A 15,878-nucleotide genomic window follows, 5' to 3' on the forward strand; every position below is an offset into this window, starting at 1 on the left:
CCTCAGAGCCACCTCTTGCGGCGCTTGAAGCTCTTCAGGTTCTTGAAGCTCTTGCGCTCGTCGCCGCCGCCCTGGCCGAGGTAGAATTCCTTCACGTCCTCGTTGGTCGCCAGCATCTCGGCACTGCCATCGAGCACGATCTTGCCCTGCTCCATGATGTAGCCGTAGTCCGCCACGGAGAGCGCCACGCGCGCGTTCTGCTCCACCAGCAGGATGGTGACGCCGAGGTCCTGGTTCAGCTTCTTGATGATGGAGAACACCTCCTTCACCAGAAGCGGCGACAGGCCCATGGAGGGCTCGTCCATGAGGATGAGCTTGGGGCGGGACATGATGGCGCGGCCGATGGCCAGCATCTGCTGCTCGCCGCCGGAGAGATAGCCGGCGAGGCCGGTGCGCTCCTTGAGGCGGGGGAAGTATTCGTAGACGCGCTCGATGTCGCTCTTCACCTCGTTGTCGCGCCGGGTGAAGGCGCCGAGGCGAAGGTTCTCGAGGCAGGTCATGTCGGCGATGATGCGGCGGCCTTCCATCACCTGGAAGATGCCGCGGCGGACGATCCTGTCCGGCTCGATGCCGTTGATGCGCTCGCCCATGAAGGTTACGTCGCCACGGGTGATCTCGCCGTCCTCGGTCTTCAGGAGGCCGGAGATCGCCTTCAGCGTGGTGGACTTGCCGGCGCCGTTGGAGCCGAGCAAAGCGACGATCTGGCCCTTCGGCACCTTCAGGGAAAGGCCGCGCAGGACGAGGATGACGTCGTTGTAGACCACCTCGATGTTGTCCACCGACAGGAGCGGGGGCGCGGTCTCGGCGGCGGGTTCGAACTTCAGTGCGGCCTCGGCCATGGCGGTCTCCGATCTAACCCCTCTCCCCTTGCGGGAGAGGGTGGATCGCGGCGGGGCCGCGAGACGGGTGAGGGGGTGGCGCCGTTCGCGGTGCCTGACCCGGCGACGAGGGCCGGTACCACCCCTCACCCCCGGCCCCTCTCCCGCAAGGGGAGAGGGGAGGAGTGTTCACATCACCAGCCCTGCAGTTCCGTCTTGCGCGGCAGGTCGATGGTGGCGACCTTTTCGAGCTTGATGGTGCCGGCCTTCACGAGGTCGGCCACGGAGGCGTCGGTGGCGCCCGTCACCACGGAGCGGTAGAGGTCCACGCGGGTGGTGGGGCGGTGGTCGGTGGCGGTCCAGGTGGAGGGATTGCACACGCCGTCCATGCCCTTGGGCACCCAGTCCTTCTTCTGGTACATGCCGTCGCGGATCTTCACGCCGGTCACGCCGCCGTTCTTGTCCGCCCACTCCATGGCTTCCTTCATGTAGAGAGCGGTGCAGATGGCCGCGAGATAATGCACCGGGCGATAGGCCGCGCCCGAGGCATCGGACATCTTGGAAATCTCCTTGGCGGTGGCCAGGCCGGGCGCCGAGCCGTTCCAGGTCACGGCGGTGCGCACCGGGAAGACGACGCCGTTGGCAGCTTCGCCCGCGGCCTTCATGGCGTTCTCGTCCATGCCCCACACGTTGCCGAGGAACTGCACGTCCACGCCGGCGGTCTTGCACGCCTTCAGCACCGAGATGTTGGAGCCGGCGGTGTTGCCGAGATACGCGTAGTTGGCGCCAGACTGCTTCAGCGTCAGGCACTGGGGGGTGTAGTCACCCGGCGTGAGGGCGAAGGTGATCGGATCGAGCACCTCGAAGCCGAGCGACTTGGCATATTCCGCCGCTGCTTCCTTGGGCGAGTTCGGATAGGGGTGGTTCGCACCCATGTGCACCCACTTGGGCTTGCCGGGCTTGCCCTTCTTCTTCCAGTCGTCGGCGGCCCACTGCACCATGGCGCGGGCGGCGTCCGAATAGGACGGGCCGTAGAAGAAGTTGAACGGCGCGGCGCGCTCGCTCTTGGCGTTCACCTTGCCCACGGGATCGGTGAGGGAGGCGGAGTAGGAGCCCGAGTAATAGGGGATCTCCTCCTTCGTCACCATACCCACGAGGGCTTCGGTATCGGCGGTGCCCCAGCCCTGGATGGCGACCACCTTGTCGGTGCCCACCCACTTCTTGAAGGCGGCCAGCGCGCGGGGCACCTGGTAGCCGTATTCGTTGAAGTCGGAATTGATCTTCTTGCCGTTGACGCCGCCATTGGCGTTGATCCAGGCGATGGTGTCCTGGATGCCCTGACCGTAGGGCTGGCCCACGTCCGAGGTGCCGCCGGAATAGTCGGCGAGATGGCCGATGTTGATCGACTGCGCGAGCGCGGGCGTCGCTGCGGCAATCGCCAGCGCAGAGACGAGGGAAAGGGTCAGTCGCTTCATCTGTGGCTCCTTGGGTTTCCTCTTGCGCCGGGCGGTCTGCGCCGCCTCGGCTCGGGTTTCGTCGGGACCTGAACGCGTCAATAGGAGAAGGGATAGAGCTTCCAGTAGGCCTTGATAAGGCGCCAGCGGTGGGCGAGGCCGTCCGGCTCGAAGATGAGGAAGAGGATGATGGTGAGGCCGATCAGCATCTCGCGCATGTAGGTGATGCCGTCTTTGAGGTGCAGCGCCTGGTCGATGGCCGAGCCCTGCAGCGCGGATGCGAGCCAGCCGGTGGCCTCGGGCAGCAGCACCATGAACACGGTGCCCATCAGCGAGCCCATGATGGAGCCGAGCCCGCCGATGATGATCATGCCGAGGAACTGGATGGAGAAGAGGATGTCGAGCCCCTCCACCGACATGAAGCCCACATAGTGCGCATAGAGCGCCCCGCCGATGCCGGCGTAGAAGGACGAGATGCCGAACGCCATGGTGCGATACTTGGTGAGGTTCACGCCCATCATCTCGGCGGAGAGATAATGGTCGCGCACCGCGATCAGCGCCCGCCCATCGCGGCTGCGCATGAGGTTGGTGGCACCGATGTATCCGATGACCACGAAGAACAGCACCACGTAGAAATAGCGCGCATCGCCCGACATGTCGTAGCCGAACAGGGTGAAGGGCGCGGCGATGGCGCCGTGGGTGCCGCCGGTGAACCATTCGGCGCGCACGAAGAAGTCCTGCAGGATGAACTGGGCGGCGAGCGTCGCGATGGCGAGGTAGAGCCCCTTCACCCGTGCCGCCGGCAGGCCGAAGATGAGGCCCACCACAGTGGTCCACAGCCCCGCCAGCACGATGGCGAAGAGCACCGGCACGCCCTTGTTGGCAAGATAAGCGGAGGCGAAACCGCCGAAGCCGAAGAACACCGCGTGGCCGATGGAGATCTGCCCGGAAAATCCGACCAGGATGTTCAGCCCCAGCGCGGCGATGCCGAGATAGCCGATCTGGATCATCAGGCTCAGCACGTAGCGCGAGGCGAACAGCGGCGTGCAGCACAGGGCCACGACGGCGAGGATGACGAAGATCAGCGTCAGCCGCGTCTGGAAGATGGTCTGGTCGGCCTTGTAGCTGGTGCGATAGTCGCCGCACGGCCGCAGGGAGGTGAGCGCCATGACCTCAGACCCTCTCGATGTCGCGGGTGCCGAACAGCCCGTAGGGCTTGATCATCAGGATGATGATCAGGGCGTAGAAGGGGATGATCTCGTAGAGGTTGCCCCACTTCAGATACTGGCTGTCCACGTACTGCCCGAGGTTTTCCAGGAGGCCGACGATGAGGCCGCCCACCACCGCGCCGAACACGCTGTCGAGGCCGCCGAGGATCACCGCCGGAAACACCTTGATGCCGAAGTAGGAGAGGGCCGACGACACGCCGTTGACGATGCCCACCACCACGCCGGCCACCGCTGAAACCGCCGCCGAGATACCCCAGGAGAGCGCGAACACCTGGCGCACCGAGATGCCGAGGGACTGTGCCACCTGCTGGGAGAAGGCGGTGGCCCGCATGGCGAGGCCGAGCCGCGAATACTTAAAGAACCAGGCGAAGCCCGCCATGATCGCGAGACTGACGCCCGTGGACATGAGATAGGCCGTCTGCACTTGCAGCCCCAGGATGTTCACCTGTGCCACCGGGAAAATGGGCGGGAACGGCTGCGCGAAGGTGCCGAACATCCACTTCATCAGCGCCTGGAAGAAGATGGAGAGGCCGATCGTCACCATGATGACGGAGATGATCGGCTCGCCGATGAGCGGGCGCAGCACGATCATTTGCACGGCGATGCCGAACACCATCATGAAGCAGACGGCGATGAGGAAGCCCCAGAAGAAGGGGATGTTCCAGGCGGTCAGCAGCCACCAGCAGGTCCAGGCGCCGATGAGCAGGAACTCGCCCTGGGCGAAGTTCACCACCTGCGAGGCCTTGTAGATGAGCACGAAACACATGCCGACCACACCATAGAGCGTGCCGATGATGAGCCCGTTGATGATGAGCTGAAGCAGGAGCTGGGATTGCATCACGCCGCCCTCCTTTTTCCGTCATCCTTCACCGGCGGCGGGGCGCCGAGGTCGATGACGTCTAGCTTGGTCTTGATCCGCTGGCGGGTGCCGTCCTGGAAGGTGATGGTGGTGTCCACGTCGATCACCTTCTGCCCCTCGTACATGGCATCGATGATGGTGCCGTAGCGCTCGTTGATGACGCCGCGGCGCACCTTGCGGGTGCGGGTCAGCTCGCCGTCGTCGGCGTCCAGCTCCTTGTAGAGCAGGAGGAAACGGCCGATGCGCTGCTTCTCGGCGAGCGTCCGGTTCACCCCCTCCACTTCCTTCTTCAGAAGCGCGATGACTTCGGGCCGTGCCGAGAGGTCCGTATAGGTGGTGAACGAGATGCGGTTCTTCTCCGCCCACTTGGAGACGATGGAGAAGCGGATGCAGATGAGCGCCGCCAGGCTGTCGCGCCCGTCGCCCAGCACGACCGCCTCGGCCACGTAGGGCGAGAACTTCAGCTTGTTCTCGATATATTGGGGCGAGAAGCGATCATTGTGCGAGGTCTTCGCCATGTCGCGGATGCGGTCGATGACGACGAGATGGCCCTTGCCGTTGAAGAAGCCGGCATCACCCGTGCGCATCCAGCCTTCCTCGGCGAAGGACTTTTTCGTTTCCTCGTCGTTGCGGAAGTAGCCGGTGAACATGTTGGCGTGCCGCGTGACCACCTCGCCCAGACCGTTGGGATCGGGATCGTCGATGCGGATCTCGACGCCCTCGAACGGCACGCCCACCGTGTCGAAATCCACGTCCTTTTCCTTGTGCAGCGTGTAGGCGCCGAGCAGCTCGGTCTGGCCGTAGAGCTGGCGCATGGGCACGCCCAACGCGAGGAAGAAGCGGAAGGTGTCCGGCCCCAATGCCGCGCCGCCGGTGGCAGCGGATTTCAGGTGCGAGAAGCCGAGCCGGTCCCTGAGCGCGCGGAACAGGATGAAGTCGGCGAGCGGCGAGCGCCGCCCCTCGTCCAGCGCCTTGAGGCCGAGCTTCATGCCGAGGTCAAACATGCCGCGCTTCAGGGCGGAGGAATCCATCATGCGCGAGCGCACGTCGGCGGCGATCTGCTCCCACACGCGGGGGGCGAACAGCACGAAGGAGGGGCCGATCTCCCGCATGTCGGCCATCAGCGTCTCCTGCTCCTCCACGAAGTTCACCTTCATGCGGGAGATGAGCGCCTGACCGAAGGCGTAGATCTGCTCCATGATCCACGGCATCTGCAGAACACTGACATATTCGTCGGTGGGCAGGCGCGGGTCCATGTCCAGATAGGCCCGGCAATGCCTCAGCAGCGCGCCACCGGTGAGCATGGCGAGCTTGGGGTGGGAGGTGGTGCCCGAGGTGGTGCAGAGGATGGCCACATCCTCGCCCTTGCCGGCATCGACGAGGCGGTCGTAGGCGCCGGCATCGCGGGCAGCCACCTCGGCGCCGCGCTTCTCCAGCTCCTTCAGCGAGATGAGGCGTGGATCGTCATATTTGCGGATGCCGCGCGGGTCGGAATAGACAATGTGCCGGACGGTGGGGATCTTCTCGTCGAGCGAGAGCAGCTTGTCGACCTGCTCCTCGTCCTCGGCGAAGACCACCGCAACATCTGCATAGGTGACGAGATAGGCCACCTCGTCGCCCAGCGCATCGCGATAGATGCCGAGGCTCATGCCGCCGATGGCATGGGCGGCGATCTCGCCCATCAGCCATTCCGGTCGGTTGTCGCCGATGAGGCCGATCACGTCACCGCGGGAAACGCCGAGCGTGGTGAGGCCCAGGGTCATGTCGCGCACGCGGGTCGCGACCTCGCCCCAGGTGTAGGAAATCCAGATGCCGAGGTCCTTCTCGCGCAGCCACGTCTCGCCGGCGTGGGCTTTCGCGTTCAGCCGCAGCAGCTTCGGCAGGGTGTCGTGGACCGTGACGTCGGGATAGGCGGGAATGGGAGCCATGGTGCGCCTCAGCCTTGCCGCATCATGCGGACACGGCGGCGGGCGCCGCCTCTTCGATCTCAAGATCCTCCTCGCCGAGGTAGGCCTTGCGAACGTGCGGATCAGCCAGAACGGCGGCGGGCTCGCCCTCCACCAGCTTGCGGCCGAAATCGAGCACCATCACCCGGTGGGAGATGTCCATCACCACGCCCATGTCATGCTCGATCATGATGATCGTCATGCCCCATTCCTCGTTGAGATCGACGATGTAGCGGGCCATGTCCTCCTTCTCCTCGAGGTTCATGCCCGCCATGGGCTCGTCGAGGAGAATGAGCTTGGGCTCCAGCGCCACCGCGCGAGCGAGTTCCACGCGCTTGCGCAGCCCGTAGGAGAGGGTGCCGGCGGTGGCCTTGCGCACATGCTGGATATCGAGGAAGTCGATGACCTCCTCCACCTTGCGGCGATGCTCCAGCTCTTCCTTCTGCGCGCCGCCGATCCAGTAGAGCGCGCCGGTGAAGAAGTTGTTCTTCAGGAGGTGATGACGGCCGACCATGATGTTGTCGAGCACGCTCATGTGGCTGAACAGCGCGAGGTTCTGGAAGGTGCGGCCGATGCCGATCTCGGCGCGGCGATTGGGCTTCAGCTTGGTCACGTCGGCGCCGTCGAACACCACGCGTCCGTCGCTCGGCGTGTAGCGGCCGGAGATGCAGTTCAGCATGGATGTCTTGCCGGCGCCGTTCGGGCCGATGATGGAGAACAGCTCGCCGGGGCGCACATGGAAGCTCACATCGGACAGCGCCTTGAGGCCCCCGAAGCGGAGCGAGATGTTCTGCACATCAAGCAGGGCAGACACGCCCGTGGCAGCCCCGGCCGAAGCGGCAGGTAGCGACATGGTCCCCTCCCTATCCCGCATCGCGGGTTGGCTTCTATGAGCCGCTATCTCATATTATGAGATGCTGATTGATTTCATTATCGAGCGACCGTTTGAATCTTTCAAGCGAGACTTAAGGCGATCGCGAAAAATATTGCGGTCGATTTGAATTCGTCTCACATAATAAGACATGCTTGCGTCTTCCGATCCGGACTCGGGCCCCAAGGGCGCCCAAAGCTTGTCCCGGGCCATTTCGGTCCTGAGGGCCGTGGCCGGTGCGCCGTCCCATGGCGCGCGCCTGGCGGAACTCGTCGAGGGCACCGGGCTTTCCAAGGCCACCGCCCATCGTCTTGCCGCGGCGCTCGTTCACGAGGGCTTGCTGGCCTATGACGCGGCGAGCCGGTTCTATACCTTCGGCGAATTCTTCCTGGAGATGAGCAATCGGGCCGGGAAACCTCCGGCCGCGTCGGACACGCCGCAGCCTGATCCTGCGCCCAATCCGAGCCTGTACCAGAGGCCCGAATACTGCGGAAACGCCATCTCTCTCGCCCACCTGCTCTGCGACCGGCACCTGCCGGGCAAGCGCGCCCTTCCGGCCATGATCCACGAATCGGTGTCGGGCCAGACCTCGGAACTGAGCTTCGGCAGGCTGTCGGACTATTCATCGCGGTTTGCCCGTGTCCTGACGTCGGTCGGGATCAGGAAGGGCGACCGCGTCGCCGTGATGCTGCCCAAGGGCGTTGAACTGATCATTGCGGCCCTCGCAATCTGGCGGGTCGGCGCGGTCTACATGCCGCTCTTTTCCACCTATTCCGCATCGGCGGTGAATGCCCGCCTGGAGGCGGGCGGCGCGAAGGCGATCGTCGCAGATCGCGTGCTGGTCGAACGCGCCCGCAAGTACATCACGCCATCAACTCCGGTCTTTCTCGTGGAGGGAGACCATATCAACCGCATAGAAGGGCGCCTCACCCAGTTCTGGTCGTCGATCTACGAGGCGGAGCCGCTGGCCGAAGCCGCCACCTATGGCGAAAACGACCCGTTCATCATGACCTATTCGGCCAAGGTGGTGGAACCGAGATACGGCATCCTGACCCCCGTCCGCGCCCTGGCCGAAATCGAGCAGTACATGCGCCACGGGCTCGACGTCCGTGACGAGGACGTGTTCTGGAACATGACCGACCAGGGTTGGGAGTACGGCGTTTTCTACGGTCTCGTTGGCCCGCTCCTGATCGGCAAGTCCATCCTGTTCTGCGACGGGCCCTACGATGTCTCGCAGGGCTACCGCGTCCTGTCGAAGTTCCGCGTCACCAACCTCACCGCCGCCCCGTCACAGATCCGGGCCTGGCGCCGCGGCGATCCTGTCGCGGCATCGCATCGCCTCGCGCTGCGCATCGTCACCGTGGGCGGCGAGCCCTTGCCCCAGGACATCATCTCCTGGGTCACGCAGAAGCTCGGCGTGCCGCTGGTGAACCAGTACGGCCACCGCGAAGCGGGCATGATCGTCGGCATGAAGCATGACCCGCATGATCCCCGCTCCCTCGATCGTGTGTCCGTCGGCCGGGTCGCGCCCGGATTTTCCCTCGTCGTCCTCGACGAGACGGGCTCCGAGCTGGGCGTGGGCGCGGAGGGAATACTGGCGATCCACGTTCCGCGCTCGCCGCTTTTCTGGTTTCGCGCCTACAGCCAGGACGAAACGGCGACGGAGGCCAGATTTCGGTTCGGCCGTGACTATTACATCACCGGGGATACCGGCCACGTGGATGCGGACGGCTGCGTCCACTACGCCGGAGAAGCATCCCACGCCATTTCGATGCACAAGGATTGAGAGGTCACGCCCGCAGGGTGGCCATGTCGTCATCTCCCTATCCGGCACCCCGCGCTGTGCGGCGGACCGGGTGCCTTGTCCGATTTCTCGGCCCGGTCGTTTCGCCGGGTTGGTTAAACAATCAAGCGTTCTTTTTTATTGTGGTCAAGCGGCATTTCGTGTCGCAAGATGATCTTGCATCGCGGGGGCTGGGCTCGCACTCTGCCACGCGGATCGCAGCCGGATCGCGCGTTCGCGCAGTCCGCCCGCTCAATGAAGACACCCGGGCCGGACCTTTGAAGGGCCGGGACATCGAACGTTAAAAGGCAATGGCGCGCACCATCGGTTCCAACGGCGCACGCACCGCCGAAGCCATCCGGCAGGCGGGCGTCAAGCTTATCTACAAGCATGGCTACGAGGCCATGAGCCTGCGGCAGCTGGCGGCCGAGGTGGGCCTGCAGTCCGGCTCGCTCTACAAATATTTCGACAACAAGCAGACCCTGCTGTTCGACATCGTGCGCGACCACATGGAGGATCTGCTCGGCAAGGCCGAGGCGGACCTCGCCGGCATCGAAGACCCGCTGGCGCGTCTCAGGGTCTTCTGCGCCTTCCACCTGCGCTATCACATGACGCGGCTCGCCCACGTCTTCATCGCCAACATGGAGATCCGCAGCCTCGACGAGGCGCATCGCGCGGTCGTGGTCGGCCTGCGCCGGCGCTATGAGGGGCTGCTGGAGGGCATCCTGCGCCAAGGTGCGGCGCAAGGCGTGTTCGAGGTGCGCGAGCCCAAGGTCGCCACCTACGCCATCATCTCCATGCTCACCGGCATCTGCATGTGGTACCTGCCGGGCGGCCGATTGAGCCAGGACGAGATCGTGGACACCTACACCGCGCTCGTCATCGGCGGCGTCACCGGAGGGGCCCCGCTTCAGCCCCTCGCAGCCCCCACAGAGCTGCCGGTGCATGAGAAGCCGACGCGCCGACCCGCCTCGGTCCCCAAGGCCGCGCGGACGTGATGGGACGGCACGCCGTTCCTCGAAAATGACCGCGCGAAAGCCCTTGCGCCTCCAATAAAAAAACGTACGATCGTTTCCAAGCCGGCATCGACCGGCGCCGAGGGAGACGCCCGAGCCGCCTTGCGCCCAGCTGCGCGGGCATCGGCGCGCTTTGCCTCCGGCTGCCCCGCTGCCGGTTCGCGAGAGCCGGGCTCCTCGAGGATCGTCGGTCCTTGTGGAGATCGTTTCTCTTGAGGCGAAAGGGCGTGTGCTCCGGCCGATCATCGGTCCGGTCGGCCACGCGCCCGGGCATTGGGGGCGAGAGCGCTCATGGCGATCATCGAGGATGCGGTCGACCGCCGCTCCGACGCATTCCGCCGCAACCGGGAGGCGCTGGAAGCCTCCGTTGCGGAGCTTCGGTCCGTGGTGGAGAAGGTGGCGGAGGGTGGCGGCGCCGTCGCCCGCGAGCGCCACCTGAAGCGCGGCAAGCTGCTGCCGCGGGATCGCATCCGCACGCTGCTGGACACCGGCTCGCCCTTCCTGGAATTCAGCCAGCTCGCCGGCTACGGCATGTATGACGACGAGGTGCCCGCCGCCGGCATCATCACCGGCATCGGCCGCGTCTCGGGCCGCGAATGCGTCATCGTCGCCAACGACGCGACGGTGAAGGGCGGCACCTATTTCCCCATGACGGTGAAGAAGCATCTGCGCGCCCAGCGCGTCGCGCAGGAAAACCACCTGCCGTGCATCTACCTCGTGGATTCCGGCGGCGCCAACCTGCCGAACCAGGACGAGGTCTTCCCCGACCGCGAGCATTTCGGCCGCATCTTCTTCAATCAGGCCAACATGTCCGCCGCCGGCATCCCGCAGATCGCGGTGGTGATGGGATCCTGCACCGCCGGCGGCGCCTATGTGCCGGCCATGGCCGACCAGTCCATCATGGTGAAGAACCAGGCCACCATTTTCCTCGGCGGCCCGCCGCTGGTGAAGGCGGCCACCGGCGAGGTCGTCACCGCCGAGGAGCTGGGCGGTGCGGAGGTCCACACCCGCACCTCCGGCGTCGCCGACCACATGGCGGAGAACGACGCCCATGCGCTGGGCATCGCCCGCTCCATCGTCGCCGACCTCAACACCACGAAGGCCCATTCCCTCGACATCCGCGAGCCGCGCGCGCCGCTCTACGATGCGAAGGAGATTTACGGCGTCGTCTCGGCCGACCCCAAGCAGCCGTTCGACGTGAGGCAGATCATCGCCCGCATCGTGGACGGCTCCGAGTTCGACGAGTTCAAGCCGCTCTATGGGCCGACGCTGGTGACAGGCTTCGCCCGCATCTTCGGCTATCCCGTGGGCATCATCGCCAACAACGGCATCCTCTTCTCCGAAAGCGCGCTGAAGGGCGCGCACTTCGTGGAATTGTGCTGCCAGCGCAATATTCCCCTCGTCTTCCTGCAGAACATCACCGGCTTCATGGTGGGGCGGAAATATGAGGCGGGCGGCATCGCCAAGGATGGCGCGAAATTCGTCACCGCCGTATCCTGCGCATCCGTGCCCAAGTTCACGGTGGTGATCGGCAATTCCTTCGGCGCCGGAAACTACGGCATGTGCGGGCGCGCTTTCGATCCGCGCTTCCTGTGGATGTGGCCCAATGCCCGCATCTCGGTGATGGGCGGCGAGCAGGCGGCGGGGGTGCTGGCGCAGGTGAAGCGCGACGGCATCGAGGGGCGCGGCGGCACGTGGCCGGCGGCGGAGGAGGAAGCCTTCAAGGCGCCCATCCGCCACCAGTACGAGGTGCAGGGCCATCCCTATTATTCCTCGGCCCGGCTGTGGGACGATGGTGTGATCGACCCCGCCGACACCCGCATGGTGCTGGCCCTCGCGCTCTCCGCCGCCCTCAACGCCCCCGAGCAGGAGACACGCTTCGGCGTGTTCCGCATGTGATGGGGCGGATCGCAATTGTCGGGCTGCTCCCCTCTCCCGTCGAAGTCGGCTGTTGCCGACTTCGACCCTCACGAACCGAACTCGGCAACAGTCGAGTTCGGGCGGGAGAGGGTGGATCGCGGCGCAGCCGCGAGACGGGTGAGGGGTATGGCTCGGCCAGAGCCGTTCCTGGTGGCGACACCCCCCTCACCCCCAACCCCTCTCCCGCGAGGGGAGAGGGGAGTGCCGACCTCCTGCATGAGAGGCGGATGTCATGAGCAACAGCACCGGCCTCACCCGCACCCTTGAAGATGGCGTCGCCATCCTCACCCTCGACCGGCCCGAGGTGCGCAACGCCTTCGACGACGCGCTGATTGCCGCGCTGACGCAGGCCTATGAGGCGGCCATCGCGGACCCGTCGGCCGTCGCCATCCTGCTACGCGCCAACGGGCCGGTCTTCTGCTCCGGCGGCGATCTCAACTGGATGCGCCGCATGGCCTCCTATTCGCAGGAGGAGAACCTCGCCGATGCGCTGGGCCTCGCGAAGCTCATGCGCACCATCGATCTCTCGCCGAAGCCCACCCTCGTGCGCATCCACGGTTCGGCCTTCGCCGGGGCCACCGGCCTCATCGCGGCGAGCGACATCGCCGTGGCGGTGCCGGAGGCGGAATTCGCCGTCACGGAAGTGCGCATCGGCCTCATCCCGGCGGTCATCAGCCCCTATCTGGTGCGGGCCATGGGGGCGCGGCAGGCGCGGCGCTATTTCCTCACCGCCGAGCGGTTTTCCGCCGCGACGGCGCTGGGGCTGGGCCTCGTTCATGAGGTGGTGCCGGCGGAGGAGCTGGACGCCGCCATCGCCCGCCATCTGAAAGCGCTGAAGGCGGCGAGCCCCGCCGCGCTTGCCGCCACCAAGGCGCTCGTCGCCGCCGTGGACAAGCCCCTCGACGACCACGTCATCACCGACACCGCCCATCGCATCGCCGACCAGCGCGCCAGCGCCGACGGCCGCGAGGGCGTCACCGCCTTCCTCGAAAAGAGAAAACCCAATTGGGGGGCCGCATGATCAGTCCCATCCGCACCCTGCTCGTCGCCAATCGCGGCGAGATCGCCGTGCGCGTGATGCGCACCGCCAAGGCTCTGGGCCTGCGCACCGTCGCCGTCTATTCGGAGGCGGACGCGGACGCGCTGCATGTGGCGGTGGCGGACGAGGCCTATCCCATCGGCCCGGCGCCGGCGCGCGAGAGCTATCTCAGGATCGACGCCATTCTCGACGCCGCGAAGAAAAGCGGGGCGGATGCCATCCATCCCGGCTACGGCTTCCTCTCCGAAAATGCCGCCTTCGCCGATGCCTGCGAACAGGCCGGCATCGTCTTCGTCGGCCCGCCGGCTTCGGCCATCCGCGCCATGGGCTCCAAGAGCGCCGCCAAGGCGCTGATGGAGAAGGCGGGCGTGCCGCTTGTGCCCGGCTATCACGGTGAGGATCAGGATGCGGGCCTGCTCGCCCGCGAGGCGGAGCGCATCGGCTTCCCGGTGCTCATCAAGGCCTCGGCCGGCGGCGGCGGCAAGGGCATGAAGGTGGTGCGCTCGGCGGAAGACTTCCCCGAAGCTCTCGCCTCCGCCCAGCGCGAGGCGAAGAGCGCCTTCGGCGACGACAAGGTGCTGGTGGAGAAATATCTCACCACCCCGCGCCACATCGAGGTGCAGGTCTTCGCCGACAGCCACGGCAATTGCGTCTATCTCCACGAGCGCGACTGCTCCATCCAGCGTCGCCACCAGAAGGTGGTGGAGGAAGCACCCGCCCCCGGCATGACGCCGGAGCGCCGCGCCGCCATGGGCCAGGCGGCGGTGGATGCGGCCAAGGCGGTGGGCTATCGCGGTGCCGGCACGGTGGAGTTCATCGCCGAGGGCGAGCATTTCTACTTCATGGAGATGAACACCCGCCTTCAGGTGGAGCATCCGGTGACGGAAGCCATCACCGGGCAGGATCTGGTGCAATGGCAGATCCGCGTCGCGCAGGGCGAGACCCTGCCGCTGACGCAGGAGGAAATTCCCCTCGAGGGCCACGCCATCGAGGTGCGGCTCTATGCGGAGGACCCGGCGCGGGACTTCCTGCCCCAGGTGGGCCGGCTCGATCACCTCGTGCTGCCGTCCCACCTCGATCACACGCGGGTGGATACCGGCGTGCGGGCCGGGGATACGGTCTCCATCCATTACGATCCGATGATCGCCAAGATCATCGTCTCCGGCGCCGACCGGCTCGAAGCCGTGCGACGACTGGAAGCGGCGCTTGCGGCCACCGAGGTGGTGGGGCTCGCCACCAACCGGGTGTTCCTGAAGGCCATCGCCGCTCATCCGGCGTTTGCTGCGGCCGAACTCGACACCAATTTCATCGCCCGCCATCAGGACGTGCTGCTGCCCGCCCCGGCGCCGGTGGACGACATGGTGCTGGCCCTCGCCGCCCTCTCCATCCTGAAGGAGGAGGCGCGCCAGTCGGCCGAGACGGTGGATGCGGCCGATCCGTGGTCGCCCTGGGGCCTCGCGCCCGGCTGGCGGCTCAACCGCGACGCCCATGTGGACCTGACCTTTGCCGACCGCGAACGGCGCATCGACATCCGCGCCCATTTCCGCCCCCACGGCTTCATCCTGGCCTTGCCCGGCGGCGACATGGCGGTGGAGGGCGAGGCGGAAGCGGACGGCAGCCTGCGTGCCCGCCTCGACGGGGTGGCCCTTTCGGCGCGGGTGATCCGCACCGGCAACCGCCTCACCGTGTTCGTGCGCGGCGGAGAATATGCGGTGGACTTCATCGATCCCCGCCTCGCCTCGCAGGCCGCCACCGGCACCGCCGGCCGGCTCGTCGCGCCCATGCCCGGCACCATCATCCGCATCGCGGTGGAGGAAGGGCAGGAGGTGACGAAGGGCGCCGCTTTGGTGGTGGTCGAGGCGATGAAGATGGAGCATACCGTCGCCGCGCCGCGCGATGGCAAGGTGAAGGCGCTGAAATTCGCCGTGGGCGACCTCGTGGACGAGGGCGCCGAGCTTCTGGTTCTGGAGGACGCCTGATGGCCCGCCCCGCTTCCGTCCGCATCGTCGAGGTCGGCCCCCGCGACGGGCTGCAGAACGAACCGGGCATCGTGCCTCTCGATGCCAAGGTGGCGCTCATCGACGCCCTCGCCGACGCCGGGCTGAAGATGATCGAGGCCGGTTCGTTCGTTTCGCCGAAATGGGTGCCGCAGATGGCCGACACCGCCGAGGTGCTGGGCGCCATCAATCGCCAGGCCGGCGTGCGCTACACCGTGCTGGCGCCCAACCTGAAAGGGCTGGAGCTGGCGCTCGCCTGCGGCATCGAGGAGGTGGCGGTGTTCACCGCGGCCTCGGAGGCGTTCACGCAGAAAAACATCAACTGCACCATCGCCGAGAGCCTGGAGCGCTTCACCCCGCTCATCGATCTCGCCCGCGCGCGGGGTGTCGCGGTGCGCGGCTATGTGAGCTGCGCGCTCGGCTGCCCCTATCAGGGCGAGGTGCCGGTGGCGAAGGTGGTGGAGGTGTCGGAAGCCCTCACCGCCATGGGCTGCTACGAGGTCTCGGTGAGCGACACCATCGGCGTCGGCACGCCCGACCAGGCGCAGGCGGTGACCGAGGCCGTCGCCGAACGCATCGGCCTTGAGCGCACCGCCATCCATTTCCACGACACCTACGGGCAGGCGCTGGCCAACGTGCTGGCCTGCCTCGATATCGGTGTCGCCAGCGTGGATTCGGCCGTGGCGGGGCTCGGCGGCTGTCCCTATGCCAAGGGCGCGTCCGGCAATCTCGCCACCGAGGATCTCGTCTACATGCTCAACGGCCTCGGCATCGAGACCGGCGTCGATCTCGACCGCCTCGCCGCCGCCGGCCGCGCGATCACCGCAGCGCTCGGCCGCACGCCGGCCTCCAAGGTCGCGCAGGCGCTGGCGGCCAAATGTGCGTGACGCCCGGCTGAGGTGGAGCCGGTGGCGTCGGGCGCCCTTATCCCGTAACCTTAACGGCA

12 protein-coding genes are annotated in these 15,878 nt (G+C 66.3%); 6 read left to right on the top strand and 6 right to left on the bottom strand.

Annotated features, from left to right (window positions below):
• Positions 1 to 2: 2 nt before the first annotated feature.
• The 6 genes from EJ105_RS04695 to EJ105_RS04720 all read right to left on the bottom strand — a co-directional run bounded on the left by EJ105_RS04695 (position 3) and on the right by EJ105_RS04720 (position 7,159).
• Positions 3 to 839, bottom strand: coding sequence for an ABC transporter ATP-binding protein (locus tag EJ105_RS04695; protein WP_250165458.1), 837 nt, complete (start codon positions 837 to 839; stop codon positions 3 to 5).
• Between the two features lie 173 nt (positions 840 to 1,012).
• Positions 1,013 to 2,293, bottom strand: coding sequence for an ABC transporter substrate-binding protein (locus EJ105_RS04700; RefSeq protein WP_024276588.1), 1,281 nt, complete (start codon positions 2,291 to 2,293; stop codon positions 1,013 to 1,015).
• 77 nt (positions 2,294 to 2,370) lie between these two features.
• Positions 2,371 to 3,441, bottom strand: coding sequence for a branched-chain amino acid ABC transporter permease (locus EJ105_RS04705; protein WP_250165459.1), 1,071 nt, complete (start codon positions 3,439 to 3,441; stop codon positions 2,371 to 2,373).
• A gap of 4 nt (positions 3,442 to 3,445) precedes the next feature.
• The gene (locus tag EJ105_RS04710) at positions 3,446 to 4,339 is read right to left on the bottom strand and encodes a branched-chain amino acid ABC transporter permease (RefSeq protein WP_024276586.1); all 894 of its coding nucleotides are present in this window, start codon (positions 4,337 to 4,339) and stop codon (positions 3,446 to 3,448) included.
• Positions 4,339 to 6,288 (bottom strand): long-chain fatty acid--CoA ligase, encoded by a 1,950-nt coding sequence (locus tag EJ105_RS04715; RefSeq protein ID WP_250165460.1) that lies wholly within the window; start codon positions 6,286 to 6,288, stop codon positions 4,339 to 4,341. Before EJ105_RS04715 ends, EJ105_RS04710 begins: the two co-directional genes overlap by 1 nt.
• 22 nt (positions 6,289 to 6,310) lie before the next feature.
• On the bottom strand, positions 6,311 to 7,159 hold the full coding sequence (locus EJ105_RS04720; protein ID WP_245279297.1) for an ABC transporter ATP-binding protein: 849 nt from the start codon (positions 7,157 to 7,159) through the stop codon (positions 6,311 to 6,313).
• 217 nt (positions 7,160 to 7,376) lie between these two features.
• On the opposite strand from EJ105_RS04720, the gene EJ105_RS04725 reads away from it, so the two are divergent.
• From EJ105_RS04725 to EJ105_RS04750, 6 genes are all read left to right on the top strand, one after another.
• Positions 7,377 to 8,963: an AMP-binding protein gene (locus tag EJ105_RS04725; RefSeq protein ID WP_250165461.1), complete on the top strand. Its 1,587-nt coding sequence runs from the start codon at positions 7,377 to 7,379 to the stop codon at positions 8,961 to 8,963.
• Between the two features lie 308 nt (positions 8,964 to 9,271).
• Positions 9,272 to 9,958, top strand: a complete 687-nt coding sequence (locus tag EJ105_RS04730; protein WP_250165462.1) for a TetR/AcrR family transcriptional regulator — start codon at positions 9,272 to 9,274, stop codon at positions 9,956 to 9,958.
• A gap of 309 nt (positions 9,959 to 10,267) precedes the next feature.
• Entirely contained in the window at positions 10,268 to 11,875 is a 1,608-nt protein-coding gene (locus tag EJ105_RS04735; protein WP_250165463.1) for a carboxyl transferase domain-containing protein, read from the top strand.
• Positions 11,876 to 12,128: 253 nt separating this feature from the next.
• Positions 12,129 to 12,917 (top strand): enoyl-CoA hydratase-related protein, encoded by a 789-nt coding sequence (locus EJ105_RS04740; protein ID WP_250165464.1) that lies wholly within the window; start codon positions 12,129 to 12,131, stop codon positions 12,915 to 12,917.
• On the top strand, positions 12,914 to 14,914 hold the full coding sequence (locus EJ105_RS04745) for an acetyl/propionyl/methylcrotonyl-CoA carboxylase subunit alpha (RefSeq protein WP_250165465.1): 2,001 nt from the start codon (positions 12,914 to 12,916) through the stop codon (positions 14,912 to 14,914). Before EJ105_RS04740 ends, EJ105_RS04745 begins: the two co-directional genes overlap by 4 nt.
• Entirely contained in the window at positions 14,914 to 15,819 is a 906-nt protein-coding gene (locus EJ105_RS04750) for a hydroxymethylglutaryl-CoA lyase (protein ID WP_250165466.1), read from the top strand. The genes EJ105_RS04745 and EJ105_RS04750 overlap by 1 nt, the downstream gene beginning before the upstream one ends.
• The last annotated feature ends 59 nt before the right edge of the window (positions 15,820 to 15,878 follow it).

It is taken from the genome of Xanthobacter aminoxidans (assembly GCF_023571765.1).
In the GTDB taxonomy this organism is placed as follows: domain Bacteria; phylum Pseudomonadota; class Alphaproteobacteria; order Rhizobiales; family Xanthobacteraceae; genus Xanthobacter; species Xanthobacter aminoxidans.

What these genes read in the sequence shown, in the direction of transcription:
- EJ105_RS04735 (WP_250165463.1), top strand. Translation starts at nt 10,268, where the DNA reads ATGGCGATCATCGAGGATGCGGTCGACCGCCGCTCCGACGCATTCCGC.
- EJ105_RS04705 (WP_250165459.1), bottom strand. Translation starts at nt 3,441, where the DNA reads ATGGCGCTCACCTCCCTGCGGCCGTGCGGCGACTATCGCACCAGCTAC.
- EJ105_RS04715 (WP_250165460.1), bottom strand. Translation starts at nt 6,288, where the DNA reads ATGGCTCCCATTCCCGCCTATCCCGACGTCACGGTCCACGACACCCTG.
- EJ105_RS04720 (WP_245279297.1), bottom strand. Translation starts at nt 7,159, where the DNA reads ATGTCGCTACCTGCCGCTTCGGCCGGGGCTGCCACGGGCGTGTCTGCC.
- EJ105_RS04710 (WP_024276586.1), bottom strand. Translation starts at nt 4,339, where the DNA reads ATGCAATCCCAGCTCCTGCTTCAGCTCATCATCAACGGGCTCATCATC.
- EJ105_RS04695 (WP_250165458.1), bottom strand. Translation starts at nt 839, where the DNA reads ATGGCCGAGGCCGCACTGAAGTTCGAACCCGCCGCCGAGACCGCGCCC.
- EJ105_RS04750 (WP_250165466.1), top strand. Translation starts at nt 14,914, where the DNA reads ATGGCCCGCCCCGCTTCCGTCCGCATCGTCGAGGTCGGCCCCCGCGAC.
- EJ105_RS04730 (WP_250165462.1), top strand. Translation starts at nt 9,272, where the DNA reads ATGGCGCGCACCATCGGTTCCAACGGCGCACGCACCGCCGAAGCCATC.
- EJ105_RS04740 (WP_250165464.1), top strand. Translation starts at nt 12,129, where the DNA reads ATGAGCAACAGCACCGGCCTCACCCGCACCCTTGAAGATGGCGTCGCC.
- EJ105_RS04745 (WP_250165465.1), top strand. Translation starts at nt 12,914, where the DNA reads ATGATCAGTCCCATCCGCACCCTGCTCGTCGCCAATCGCGGCGAGATC.
- EJ105_RS04700 (WP_024276588.1), bottom strand. Translation starts at nt 2,293, where the DNA reads ATGAAGCGACTGACCCTTTCCCTCGTCTCTGCGCTGGCGATTGCCGCA.